This window comes from Pantoea sp. X-Soil-ISGK-355, from assembly GCF_059730805.1.
Genome location: NZ_AP035971.1, coordinates 2,338,618 through 2,350,774, shown reverse-complemented (window position 1 = coordinate 2,350,774; position 12,157 = coordinate 2,338,618). Strand labels below are relative to the sequence as shown.

The 12,157-nt window shown below is 56.6% G+C and carries 12 protein-coding genes; 7 read left to right on the top strand and 5 right to left on the bottom strand.

Annotated features, from left to right (window positions below; all coding sequences use genetic code 11):
* The first annotated feature begins 33 nt into the window (after positions 1-33).
* The 5 genes from cheY to flhE all read left to right on the top strand — a co-directional run bounded on the left by cheY (position 34) and on the right by flhE (position 4,901).
* Positions 34-423 carry a chemotaxis response regulator CheY gene (gene cheY / locus AC6I8J_RS10910; protein ID WP_010258559.1) on the top strand — a complete coding sequence of 130 codons (390 nt, stop codon included), beginning with the start codon at positions 34-36 and terminating at the stop codon, positions 421-423.
* Between the two features lie 9 nt (positions 424-432).
* Entirely contained in the window at positions 433-1,074 is a 642-nt protein-coding gene (cheZ, locus tag AC6I8J_RS10905) for a protein phosphatase CheZ (RefSeq protein WP_013358224.1), read from the top strand.
* 191 nt (positions 1,075-1,265) lie between these two features.
* A complete protein-coding gene (gene flhB / locus AC6I8J_RS10900) occupies positions 1,266-2,417 on the top strand; it encodes a flagellar biosynthesis protein FlhB (protein WP_161733155.1) in 1,152 nt (383 codons plus the stop codon).
* A complete protein-coding gene (flhA, locus tag AC6I8J_RS10895) occupies positions 2,410-4,509 on the top strand; it encodes a flagellar biosynthesis protein FlhA (protein WP_098050260.1) in 2,100 nt (699 codons plus the stop codon). The genes flhB and flhA overlap by 8 nt, the downstream gene beginning before the upstream one ends.
* Positions 4,509-4,901, top strand: coding sequence for a flagellar protein FlhE (gene flhE / locus AC6I8J_RS10890; protein ID WP_161733153.1), 393 nt, complete (start codon positions 4,509-4,511; stop codon positions 4,899-4,901). The genes flhA and flhE overlap by 1 nt, the downstream gene beginning before the upstream one ends.
* 61 nt (positions 4,902-4,962) lie before the next feature.
* Here the strand turns inward: flhE and AC6I8J_RS10885 are convergent, their stop codons facing one another.
* From AC6I8J_RS10885 to AC6I8J_RS10870, 4 genes are all read right to left on the bottom strand, one after another.
* Positions 4,963-5,961, bottom strand: coding sequence for an aldo/keto reductase (locus AC6I8J_RS10885; RefSeq protein ID WP_260058391.1), 999 nt, complete (start codon positions 5,959-5,961; stop codon positions 4,963-4,965).
* Positions 5,962-6,054: 93 nt separating this feature from the next.
* Positions 6,055-7,035: a LysR family transcriptional regulator gene (locus AC6I8J_RS10880; protein WP_497825353.1), complete on the bottom strand. Its 981-nt coding sequence runs from the start codon at positions 7,033-7,035 to the stop codon at positions 6,055-6,057.
* A 91-nt stretch (positions 7,036-7,126) separates the two neighbouring features.
* Entirely contained in the window at positions 7,127-8,857 is a 1,731-nt protein-coding gene (gene argS, locus AC6I8J_RS10875) for an arginine--tRNA ligase (RefSeq protein WP_222925368.1), read from the bottom strand.
* Positions 8,858-9,066: 209 nt separating this feature from the next.
* Positions 9,067-9,189 (bottom strand): hypothetical protein, encoded by a 123-nt coding sequence (locus tag AC6I8J_RS10870; protein WP_009089698.1) that lies wholly within the window; start codon positions 9,187-9,189, stop codon positions 9,067-9,069.
* A gap of 311 nt (positions 9,190-9,500) precedes the next feature.
* Here AC6I8J_RS10870 and AC6I8J_RS10865 point away from each other — a divergent pair, with 311 nt between their 5' ends.
* Positions 9,501-10,064, top strand: coding sequence for a VOC family protein (locus AC6I8J_RS10865; RefSeq protein WP_161733145.1), 564 nt, complete (start codon positions 9,501-9,503; stop codon positions 10,062-10,064).
* Here the strand turns inward: AC6I8J_RS10865 and AC6I8J_RS10860 are convergent.
* Positions 10,061-11,206: a MalY/PatB family protein gene (locus AC6I8J_RS10860; RefSeq protein ID WP_497825352.1), complete on the bottom strand. Its 1,146-nt coding sequence runs from the start codon at positions 11,204-11,206 to the stop codon at positions 10,061-10,063. The genes AC6I8J_RS10865 and AC6I8J_RS10860 overlap by 4 nt on opposite strands.
* 85 nt (positions 11,207-11,291) lie before the next feature.
* Here AC6I8J_RS10860 and cutC point away from each other — a divergent pair, with 85 nt between their 5' ends.
* A complete protein-coding gene (gene cutC / locus AC6I8J_RS10855; RefSeq protein WP_161733140.1) occupies positions 11,292-12,044 on the top strand; it encodes a copper homeostasis protein CutC in 753 nt (250 codons plus the stop codon).
* Positions 12,045-12,157 lie beyond the last annotated feature (113 nt).

Sequence of the window (12,157 nt, the reverse complement as noted above, 5' to 3'; positions counted from 1 at the left end):
CGTCCCGCCGGGCGAGACAACTCAGGAGTAGATATGGCTGATAAAAACATGCGCTTTTTGGTAGTAGACGATTTCAATACGATGCGTCGTATTGTGCGTAACCTGCTGAAAGAGCTGGGCTTCAATAACGTAGAAGAAGCGGAAGATGGTGTGGATGCCCTTGGCAAACTGAAAGCGGGTGGCTTCGACTTCGTGATTTCCGACTGGAACATGCCAAACATGGATGGCCTGCAGCTGCTGCAGACTATTCGTGCCGACGCGGCGATGAGTTCGCTGCCGGTGCTGATGGTGACCGCGGAAGCGAAGAAAGAGAACATTATCGCCGCCGCCCAGGCGGGAGCCAGTGGATATGTGGTGAAGCCATTCACTGCGGCAACCCTGGAAGAGAAGCTGGGCAAAATTTTCGAAAAACTGGGCATGTAAGGGGATGTGATGAGCGACTTTCCGAAACCAACTGAGGATGCCGCGGCACACGACATCATTTCACGTATTGGCTCACTGACGCGCATGCTGCGCGACAGTCTGCGCGAGCTGGGGCTGGATAAAGCCATTGCCGATGCAGCTGAAGCCATTCCTGATGCCCGCGATCGTCTTGATTATGTGGTGCAAATGACGGCGCAGGCAGCCGACCGTGCGCTGAACTGTGTTGAAGCAGCACAACCCCATCAGGATAAGATGGAAGCCGGGGCAACTCAGCTGAAAGGGCGTTGGGATGCGTGGTTTGAGAACCCGATTGAACTGGGTGATGCGCGGGAGTTGGTGACGGATACGCGCGAATTCCTCACCGCCGTGCCAGAGCACACCGCCTTTACCAACAAGCAGCTGCTTGAAATCATGATGGCACAGGATTTCCAGGACCTGACTGGTCAGGTAATCAAGCGCATGATGGATGTGATCCAGGAGATTGAGCGCCAGCTGTTAATGGTGCTGCTGGAGAACATGCCAGAAGTCAGCGCTGAGAAGCGTCAGGAAGGCACCAGCCTGCTGAATGGTCCGCAGATCCACGCCGATGCACCGGGTGTGGTGGCGAACCAGGATCAGGTTGATGACCTGCTGGACAGCTTAGGATTCTGATCCGGTGTTGTCCGCCTGCGGGCGGGCAAAACGGCTCCCGGCGTCAAAAACAGGGTCACCTTCGGGTGGCCCCGTTCCGCATTGTCAGACCCATCCCCGAAAGAACGCCTGTTTTCCCCATCTTATCTCCGCTTTAACTTAAGCCAGATTTGGCATTCTAAGCTCAGAATTCCTGCCAACCGAGGTTTGTCGTGGCTGAAGATAGCGACGAAGACAAAACAGAATCGCCCACGGCCCACCGACTTGAGAAAGCGCGTGAAGAGGGCCAGATTCCGCGTTCGCGCGAACTGACGTCACTGCTGATGCTGCTGGCCGGCATCATGATCCTGTGGATGGGCGGCAATATGATGGCGCACCGGCTGGCGGCCATGGTGGCCACCGGGCTCCGTTTTGACCACGGCATGGTCAGGGATGACAAAATTATCGTCAGCCACATCGGCAGCCTGATCACCCAGGCACTGATGGCGCTGCTGCCGCTGATGGGCGGGCTGGTGCTGGTGGCGATTGCCGCGCCCATGCTGCTTGGCGGTATCATTTTCAGCGGCAAATCGATCAAGTTCGACCTGAAAAAGCTCAATCCGATGGCCGGTTTTAAGCGAATGTTTGCGGCACAGGCGTGGACCGAACTGTTTAAAGGCATTCTCAAAACCATTCTGGTGGGCGCAGTAGGCTGGTGGTACATCTGGAGTCACTGGCCGGAAATGTTGCGGCTGATCAGTGAAGCGCCCGTCACCGCGCTGATTCACGGCATGGAGATGATCGCGGTCTGCTGTTCGCTGGTGATGCTGGGGCTGATCCCGATGGTGGGATATGACGTCTTCTGGCAGCTCTACAGCCACTTCAAAAAGCTGAAGATGTCGATGCAGGAGATCCGTGACGAGCATAAGCAGCAGGAAGGTGACCCGCACGTTAAAGGGCGCATCCGGCAGCAGATGCGCGCCGCCGCGCGCCGCCGAATGATGGCCGATGTGCCAAAAGCCGATGTCATCGTCACCAACCCGACGCACTACTCAGTGGCATTGCAGTACAACGAGAAGAAGATGAGCGCGCCGAAAGTGGTTGCGAAAGGCGCGGGCGAGATCGCCCTGAGAATTCGTGAACTGGCTGCTGAACACCGCATCCCGGTTCTGGAAGCACCGCCGCTGGCGCGTGCGTTATACCGACATACCGAAATTGGTCAGCACATCCCCGGCGCGCTCTATGCTGCCGTGGCAGAAGTACTGGCGTGGGTCTGGCAGTCGCGTCGCTGGAAGCGCGAAGGCGGCCTGATCCCAACCAAACCAAAAAACCTGCCGGTTCCGGCAGAGATGGACTTTGCAGGAGAGAGCAAAAACGATGGCTAATAACCTGGCCGCAAAACTACGTTTACCGGGCAACTTTAAAGATATGCAGTGGCAGGTGCTGGCCGGGCCGGTGCTGATCCTGATGATCCTGTCGATGATGGTTCTGCCATTACCGCCGTTCATTCTTGATCTGCTGTTCACCTTTAACATTGCGCTGTCGATCATGATCCTGCTGGTGTCGATGTTCACCCAGCGGACTTTGGAGTTTGCGGCGTTCCCGACTGTTCTGCTGTTCTCTACGTTACTGCGTCTGGCACTGAACGTGGCCTCAACCCGTATCATCCTGATGGAGGGGCACACCGGTGCCGCTGCGGCAGGACAGGTCGTTGAAGCCTTCGGTCACTTCCTGGTGGGCGGTAACTTCGCCATCGGTATCGTGGTGTTTATCATCCTGGTCATCATCAACTTCATGGTTATCACCAAGGGTGCTGGTCGTATCGCCGAAGTGGGCGCGCGCTTTGTGCTGGACGGGATGCCTGGTAAGCAGATGGCGATCGATGCCGACCTCAACGCCGGGCTGATCGGTGAAGATGAAGCTAAACGCCGCCGTGCTGAAGTGACCCAGGAAGCGGACTTCTACGGTTCGATGGACGGTGCGAGTAAGTTCGTTCGTGGTGATGCCGTCGCCGGTATCATGATCATGGTGATCAACGTCATCGGCGGCCTGCTGGTGGGCGTAGTGCAGCACGGTATGGATGTGGGGCACGCCGCAGAGACCTATACGCTGCTGACCATCGGTGATGGCCTGGTTGCGCAGATCCCGGCGCTGGTTATCTCTACCGCAGCCGGTGTTATCGTGACGCGCGTCGCCACCGATCAGGATGTCGGCGAGCAGATGGTCACCCAGCTGTTTAAGGATCCTCGCGTGCTGATGCTCAGCGCCGGGGTGATTGGCTTGCTGGGTCTGGTGCCAGGCATGCCTAACTTCGTCTTCCTGCTGTTCACCGCCGCCTTGCTGGGTCTGGCCTGGTGGCTGCGCGGACGCGAAACGCAGCCGAAGAAGAAAGTGGACGTTGCTGGCAGCATCAGCAACAAAGCGGCAGCGGACACGCCCGCCGCCACTGAAGCATCCTGGACCGATGTACAGCTGGAAGATACGCTGGGCATGGAAGTGGGCTATCGCCTGATTCCGATGGTCGATCATCAGCAAAATGGCGAGCTGCTGGGCCGTATCCGCAGTATCCGTAAGAAAGTTGCGCAGGATGTCGGTTTCCTGCCGCCGGTGGTGCATATCCGTGACAACATGGAGTTGCCACCTGCGCGCTATCGCATTCTGATGAAAGGGGTGGAGATTGGCAGTGGGGATGCCTATCCGGGCCGCTGGATGGCGATTAACCCAGGCACGGCTGCCGGCAGTCTGCCGGGAGAAGCAACTGTCGATCCGGCCTTTGGCCTGGCGGCGGTCTGGATCGACAGCGCGCTGAAAGAGCAGGCGCAGATCCAGGGCTTTACCGTAGTAGAAGCCAGTACCGTGGTGGCAACACACCTCAACCATCTGATCGGCCAGTTCGCCAGTGAGCTGTTTGGCCGTCAGGAAGCGCAGCAGCTGCTGGATCGCGTGACGCAGGAGATGCCGAAGCTGACCGAAGATCTGGTGCCGGGGGTGATCTCACTGACCACGCTGCATAAGGTACTGCAGAACCTGTTGGTTGAGCGGGTCTCGATTCGCGATATGCGCACTATTATCGAAACACTGGCGGAACATGCGCCGGTACAGAGCGATCCGCAGGAACTGACCAGCGTAGTCCGTGTGGCGCTGGGTCGCGCAATTACTCAGCAGTGGTTCCCGGGCAATGATGAAGTGCAGGTTATCGGGCTGGATTCCACGCTTGAGCGTCTGCTGTTACAGGCGTTGCAGGGCGGTGGCGGCCTGGAGCCGGGGCTGGCCGATCGGCTGTTGAGTCAGGCACAGGCGGCATTGCAGCGTCAGGAGATGCTGGGTGCGCCACCGGTGCTGCTGGTCAATCATCCGCTGCGTGCGCTGCTGGCACGGTTCCTGCGCCGCAATCTGCCGCAGCTGGTGGTGCTCTCGAATCTGGAACTGAGCGACAACCGCCAGATCCGTATGACTGCCACCATCGGAGGCAAATAATGCGCGGGCTGCTGTTGGTGCTCTTCATGCTGCCGATGCTGGTTCAGGCGGCCGGGGGGGCCTGGAGCGCCACGGCCAACGGACCGCTGCTGGCGAATCGCGGCAGCTGGCAACGGACGCAGCCGCTGACGCCACCCGCCGATGTTGGCGGGGAGGTCAGCATCATTAACTGGCGTTATGAGCTGAGCAGACCTGCGCCGTCGGGCCTGGAAGTGCGGCTGTGCGGCGAACAGCGCTGCACCACGCTTGAGGGTGCCAGCGGCACCACGCGCGGGCTGGCACATCTTAACGCTGGAGAAACCCTGCATATGGTGTTTGGTTTTGCCGGCAGCGGGGCGCTGCCACCGGGATTACGGGTAGTGAGCAGCGAAGTCATGGTCAATTACGAGTAAGAGTCTCGTTGCTGAATTGACTTGCGCACCGCTGCACGGTGCGCAAGTGCGCAATGTGTCTTCAGGCGTTAACTCCCTTCATTCCCTCCTCAGAATAGCGACCGCCTTTGACCTCAATCTGCTGATGTATCGTATTCAGTAACCGCACGTCGTCCTCTTCCAGCCTGATATCCGCGGCGTGCGCATTCTCAGTGAGATAAGCAATCTGTTTGGTGCCCGGTATCGGCACAATTTTTTCATACTGTGCCAGCAACCACGCCAGCGCAATCTGTCCGGTGGTGGCGTGATATTTCTCAGCAAGTGGCGTCACCGCGTTAAGAAGCTGGAGATTGTGATCGATATTTTCCTGCCGGAAACGGTCATTATTTTTGCGGAAATCACCCTCGGCAAAATCGCTGTTTTTACGGTATTTACCCGTCAGGAATCCTCTGCCCAGCGGCGAATAGGGCACCAGTCCGATACCGAGTTTTTTCACCATAGGGAGAATCTCTTCTTCGATGTCACGCGTCCAGAGTGAATACTCCGTCTGCAGCGCGGCCAGCGGATGGATCGCCTGCGCCCGATTCAGTGTTGAAGCCGATGCTTCACACAGCCCAATCCGGGCAATCTTTCCCTCCTGCACCAGACGGCTGAGACACTGCATGCTCTCCTCAATCGGTGTCGCCGGACTGATGCGATGCAGATAAAAGAGATCGATACGCTCAACGCCCAGCCGTTTCAGAGAGGCATGGCAGCTGCGGGTTAGGTAGTCGGGCTGATTATTGATAGTGCGGGCATAAGCCTCCTCCGCCGGACGCTCAATGCCACACTTGGTGGCGACGGTGAATTTCAGCCGTTCGGCTTTGCTCAATCCGGCAAGAAACTGGCCTATCAACTGCTCGTTGTGGCCGCGCCCGTAAAGGTCTGCAGTATCGATAAAGGTGATATCCAGATCACGCAGCCGGCTGAGCAGCTGGAGGGAATGGCGGTCATCGGTCTGACCATAAAATTCGCTGAGCCCCATCGCACCATAACCGATGGCGCTGACCTCCAGACCCTGAGTTAACGATCGCTTTTTCATCTGTCTCTCCTCGTAAGTGAGAGATGATTGTTTCACCTGGCGTGAAAGCAATGAATTGCTCTTTCGGTCATGCAAAAAAGGTATCAGCGAGCTTCAGGTACTATTGGTGCGGATAGTACAGCGACTTAGACGCGCGGATGGGCGGGGGGCTTCGGGTTCATCAGGCTGCGAGAGTGCGATCAGCGCATTAACAACTGCCGCATTGGTTTCATCGGCGCGAATAGCCGCATAAACGTCAATTGCCAGCTGTTTAGCTGCATCGTCAGCCAGTGGCCGGTAACAGAGGCCTGCCTGATGAAAGGTACATTTTGACTGCGGCATCAGGGCGAACCCTTTGCCTCTGGCGATGTGCGCCAGCATCAGCAGGGAGTCTTCTGGCTCTCTGACCCGTTTCAGCGTGACGCTGAGTGTGGAGAAGTAGCGCTCACATTTATCATAAAACTGCGGATTGGCACTGCGCGGAAACCAGCACAGCGGGAGGTCAGCCAGCGCCTCCAGCGCAACGTTTTCAGAGAGGCTGGCGGGGTGTGCTGACGGCATCGCAATCCGCAGTGGCTCACGGTATACCCAGGCATACCGGACGGTATCTTCCGCCTCCGGACCTTTTTCCCCGGTAAGGATCAAATCCAGGCTATTTTTCGCCAGGCTCTGCAGCAGCTGAGCCGAAGTGAGGCTGGGCATCTCCATCTCATCGCTGGCATGAAAAGCGGCGAGCAGCCGGTTAAGTGGGGAAATCAGTTCAAAGTTCAGCGTGCGGGTCAGCCCGATGCGTAGTCGTGCCGCGGCGGGCTGCGCATCCTGCTTCAGGGCACTCAGCGCAGTCAGGATCGCTTCCGCTTTCGTGACCAGCGCGTGGCCAGAATCTGTCAGGGTGACCTTATGCGTCGTGCGCCCGAAAAGCGGCTGGCCCAGCAGATCTTCCAGACTCTGAATCTGACGGGTGAGCGGAGGCTGCGTCATGCTAAGGCGTTCTGCAGCCCGGCGAAAATTAAGCTCGTGCGCGACCGCCAGAAAGCACTGTAACTGTTTAATTGTGGGAAGGTGGCTGCTGATGAGATGCGCGGCTAAAGACATGGCACCATCCTGCTGCTGAAAGAGTGGAGGAAGAACAGGGGAAACGTGAGGAGTCAGCAACGGAGAGGGAATTCCCTCTCCGTTGTAGCGATTACATGCGCTCGACGGTGTCGATACCGAGCGTATCCAGACCCTGCTTCAGTGTCTTCGCGGTCAGCGCGGCCAGCTGCAGTCGGCTCAGACGAGTCGCGTCTGATTCTGCGCTGAGAATCGGACAGTGCTCGTAGAATCCGGAGAACAGACCGGCCAGATCGTAGAGATAAGCACACATCACGTGTGGCGTACCGTCGCGAGCCACCTGCGTGATAACCTCTTCGAACTGCAGCAGGCGGGTTGCCAGCTGTGCTTCGCGCTCTTCGCTAATCACGATCTCTGCATCCAGCGAATCGGCATCAATGCCTGCCTTGCGGAATACAGAGAGCACGCGGGTGTAGGCGTACTGCATGTAAGGCGCCGTGTTGCCTTCAAACGCCAGCATGTTGTCCCAGTCGAAGATGTAGTCGGTGGTGCGACTTTTTGACAGGTCAGCGTATTTCACCGCGCTGATGCCCATCACTTCCGCCAGCGCTTTGACTTCCGCTTCGCTCATCTCCGGATTCTTCTCACGCACCAGCGTGTAGGCACGCTGCCAGGCTTCATCCAGCAGATCGGAGAGCTTGATGGTGCCGCCGCTGCGGGTTTTGAACGGACGGCCATCTTTGCCCAGCATCATGCCGAACGCATGGTGCTCCAGCGGCACAGATTCCGGCACATAACCCGCTTTACGCACGATGGTCCAGGCCTGAACCAGATGCTGATGCTGACGGGAGTCGATGTAGTAGAGCACCCGATCGGCTTTCAGCGTTTCGTAACGGTATTTCGCACAGGCGATATCAGTCGTGGTGTAGAGGTAGCCGCCATCCTTTTTCTGGATGATGACGCCCATCGGCTCCCCTTCTTTGTTCTGGAATTCATCCAGGAACACGACGGTCGCACCTTCGCTCTCAACCGCTAAGCCTTTCTGCTTCAGATCGGAGACGATGCCAGGCAGCATATCGTTATAGAGGCTTTCACCCATGACGTCGTTGCGCGTCAGCGTCACGTTCATACGGTCATAGATTTTCTGGTTCTGACTCATAGTGATGTCGACCAGCTTCTTCCACATCTGGCGGCAGTATTCATCGCCGCTCTGGAGCTTCACGACATAGCTGCGCGCGCGCTCGGCAAACTCAGGATCTTCATCGTAGGTGCGCTTGGCTTCACGGTAAAAGCCTTCAAGATCGGCCAGCGCCATCTCAGCGTGGTGTTCATTCTGCTGTTTTTCCAGGAACGCAATCAGCATGCCGAACTGCGTACCCCAGTCACCAACGTGGTTCGCACGGATCACCTTGTGTCCGAGAAACTCCAGCGTGCGCACCGCCGCATCACCAATGATGGTGGAGCGGATGTGGCCCACGTGCATCTCTTTCGCAACGTTGGGCGCAGAGTAGTCGACCACAATGGTCTGGGGTTCGGCCAGTTGCACGCCCAGGCGCGGCAGACTCAGCGCTTCGCGGGCATGCTTTGCCAGCCAGTTGTGGTCGAGGAAGATATTGATGAAGCCCGGTCCGGCAATTTCAACTTTGCTGGCGATACCGGTCAGGTCGAGGTGCTGGATTACCGCTTCCGCTAATTGTCGCGGTGCCTGTCCCAGCTTTTTCGCCACGGCCATAATGCCGTTGGCCTGATAGTCTCCAAACTGAACCCGGGCAGACTGGCGAACCTGCGGTTCGCAATCGGCGGGTGCGCCGGCTAAAACCATTGCCTGACTGACTTTTGCGGAAAGAAGTGCCTGAATATTCACCGAGTTACCTTCATGTGCTGAACAACGCCCGGATGAAAAGCCGGGCTGTCATCATCTTGCCTGAGCGCATCGCGTAACGAATTGGCCGAAACGGATAGGACAGACAAAACGGAAAAAAATGAGGGGAAAAGTATACGTGAAATGTGGATGGGCGTCAGCAGTTGGATGAAGCGGGGAAACAGAGCTGAAGAAGATGTTTCCCGGAGGCGTTAACGACGTCGCAGATGACGGCGTGGGTTCTTTACGCTTTTATCTTCGCGCACCTTCCAATGGCGGGAAATTGCAAACCCCATCAGTGCGATCAGGACAGCGACAACGATGAGCATAGACATAGAGCCATTCCTTTTGGTTGTGTTAGGTCAAATTTATAGGAAGGCGGGGGAGGCTGCAATTGTTTGCCGTTCAAATAAGAGTTATCTTATTGTATTAAAGAAGATCATTTAAATCATATAGTTAAGGTGCTTTCATCAAGGAACTCATGGCCCTAAACAGGAGATAAATCCGAAATGAAAGATGTTATTATACGGTTTTGCGTTAAATTCCGGGCCAAATAAGATGAATCTTACCATTTTGTGACGCGGAGCACGCGGTGCACAATGAACCAGACTGATTATAAAGACTAAACAAACAGAGAGGAATCCCGGTGGCTGAGCAATCTTTTCCGGCAGAATTGGATGATTTAAAGACAGATTTAGGACGTTTTGAAGAATCGTTGCAAAGTTTTGCGCAGAGACTGGGTTTGCGCCTTAACGATCTGGAAGTTGACCATATTTCGCTGCGTTGTCATCAGGACACGACGGCAATGCGCTGGCAGCAAGGCCTGCAGCAGATTGGTACTGAATTTTCAGCAGCGATGATCAACGGAAGACAGATATGCCTGTTTAAACTACATGATCCGCTGTTCGTGGCGGGCAGGCAGGTTGATGTGGTTGAACTGCCGTGGCCGGGTGAAAAGCGTTATCGCCATGAAGGCTGGGAGCATATTGAAGTGGTGTTGCGCGGCGATCATCAGACGCTGGGCATGCGCGCGATGGCATTGCTTTCCGATGACGCGCTGACGCAGCCGGGTATTTCATTTAAAACCAGCTCACCGCAGGGCGAGAATGAGCGTTTGCCCAATCCGACCCTGGCGGTAACGGATGGGCAGACGACAATCAAGTTTCACCCATGGCGACTGGAAGAGATTGTCGCCAGCGAGCAGAACTAGATACGGGCGGCTACTGCGCGCTTCAGGCGCGCAACGGCCTCATCCAGCAGCGCGCGGGTACAGCCAAAATTGAGCCGGACAAACTGGTCATTGCCAAACTCGCGACCGGCGGTTAAGCCGAGTCCGTGCTTCTCAAAATAGAGGGCAGGACTGGCCACACCCAGCGCACTGGCGTCGATCCAGGCCAGGTAGGTCGCTTCCGGCGCGGCGACGGACAGACCGGTCATTTTATTAACCTGTGAGACCAGCCAGTCACGATTACTTCGCAGGTAGGTATTCTGCGCCTGCAGCCAGGGTTCACCTTCGCGCCATGCCGCTGCCGCGGCGGTGAGCGCCAGAATATCCACATCCGGCACAATACCGCGTCGCATTCGGTTAAAGCGCGCACGCAGTTCAGCATCAGGGATAATGGCAATGGACGCACCCAGACCAGCAATATTAAAGCTCTTGGAGGGTGACATCAGTGTCACACTGCGCTGGGCGGCATCTTCACTCAGCGACGCAAACGGAATGTGTTTAGCGCCCGGTTCCAGCAGCAGATCGCTGTGGATCTCGTCTGAACAGACGATAAGATCGTGCTTATGCGCAAATTCCAGCTGCGCCTGCAGTTCGTCGCGCCGATAAACGGTGCCGCCCGGGTTCTGCGGATTACACAGCATTAACAGCCGCTCTTTGCCGGTGAGCTGATCTTCAGCCGCATCCATATCCAGCACCCAGCGTCCCTGTTTCAGCGTCAGCGGCAGATTGAGCTGACCCCGTTCTGCCAGTTTTGCCGAACCGCGAAACGGTGGATAGATTGGCGTAGGGGCAATCGTCAGCTCGTCCGGCGCGGTAAACGCACGCACGGCGAGATTAAGCCCGCTCACGACACCCGGCAACACCACAATCCACTCCGGATTAACGTGCCAATGATAGCGTGAGGCGAGCCACGCTATCGCACTGTCAATAAACGCCACCGGCGTATCGCCATAACCAAAAATCCCATGCACGGCGCGGGTCTTAATTGCCTCGATGACGCAGTCAGGGGATCGGAAATCCGTATCTGCCACCCACAACGGCAGAATGTCCTGGTCCGCATATTTGTTCCATTTAAGGCTATCGCTGTGACGACGGTCTATCCGTTGGTCGAAATTGAATGCCATAGTTAACTTTCCCGGTAAACTCATTCCAGCAGCCAGACTAACTGATGAATCTGCCTTGAACCAGAGTCATGTAAAGGAGAAGAGAATGACCACACTGGAAATTTGCTGCTATGGCGTGGATTGCGCCGTGACCGCACAACAGGCGGGCGCTGATCGGGTTGAACTTTGTGCCGCACCGCGCGAAGGCGGCCTGACCCCGTCTGCGGGGATGCTGAATGCCGCCCGGCGCGAGGTTTCGATTCCGGTTCATCCTATTGTCCGGCCACGGGGTGGCGATTTTTGTTACACCGCACGTGAATTCGAGGCGATGAAATCGGATGTGGCGTTAATTCGTGAACTCGGTTTTCCCGGTCTGGTGATTGGGATGCTGGATGAAGACGCCCATATTCATCAGGGGCAGATGCGACAGATTATGGCGCTGTGTGACGGTCTGGCGGTGACCTTCCATCGCGCCTTCGATCTCTGTCACAGCCCTAAGCGCGCACTGGAAGCGTTAACGGATTTGGGTGTAGCGCGCATTCTGACATCCGGTCAGCAGCAGAGCGCTGAAAACGGAATTGCATTACTTCGGGAACTAAATGAGACCAGTACCGGTCCTATTATTATGGCAGGTGCGGGCGTGCGTCTCAGCAACCTGCAAAAGTTTCTCGACATGGGGATTGATGAAGTCCATAGCTCGGCCAGTCGCCTGACGGCGTCACCGATGCGCTACCGCAAAGCGGGTGTCTCCATGTGTTCTGAAGCCGAAACCGATGAGTTCAGCCGCTACTGCGTAGACGGCGATGTGGTTGAGGCGATGAAAAGCGTGATGCAGATGAGCACCGTTCGGGTTGCCTGAACCACAACAGATTTTGCCGCGCAGCACGCCGATCATTGACGTGGTGTTTGCAAGTACCAAACCCCAGTACAGCTTGCTGGGGTTCTTTTTGTGTAAAACACGCTCCGTTTGCC

What these genes read in the sequence shown, in the direction of transcription:
- cheY (WP_010258559.1), top strand. Translation starts at nt 34, where the DNA reads ATGGCTGATAAAAACATGCGCTTTTTGGTAGTAGACGATTTCAATACG.
- cheZ (WP_013358224.1), top strand. Translation starts at nt 433, where the DNA reads ATGAGCGACTTTCCGAAACCAACTGAGGATGCCGCGGCACACGACATC.
- flhA (WP_098050260.1), top strand. Translation starts at nt 2,410, where the DNA reads ATGGCTAATAACCTGGCCGCAAAACTACGTTTACCGGGCAACTTTAAA.
- flhE (WP_161733153.1), top strand. Translation starts at nt 4,509, where the DNA reads ATGCGCGGGCTGCTGTTGGTGCTCTTCATGCTGCCGATGCTGGTTCAG.
- AC6I8J_RS10885 (WP_260058391.1), bottom strand. Translation starts at nt 5,961, where the DNA reads ATGAAAAAGCGATCGTTAACTCAGGGTCTGGAGGTCAGCGCCATCGGT.
- AC6I8J_RS10880 (WP_497825353.1), bottom strand. Translation starts at nt 7,035, where the DNA reads ATGTCTTTAGCCGCGCATCTCATCAGCAGCCACCTTCCCACAATTAAA.
- AC6I8J_RS10870 (WP_009089698.1), bottom strand. Translation starts at nt 9,189, where the DNA reads ATGTCTATGCTCATCGTTGTCGCTGTCCTGATCGCACTGATGGGGTTT.
- AC6I8J_RS10860 (WP_497825352.1), bottom strand. Translation starts at nt 11,206, where the DNA reads ATGGCATTCAATTTCGACCAACGGATAGACCGTCGTCACAGCGATAGC.
- cutC (WP_161733140.1), top strand. Translation starts at nt 11,292, where the DNA reads ATGACCACACTGGAAATTTGCTGCTATGGCGTGGATTGCGCCGTGACC.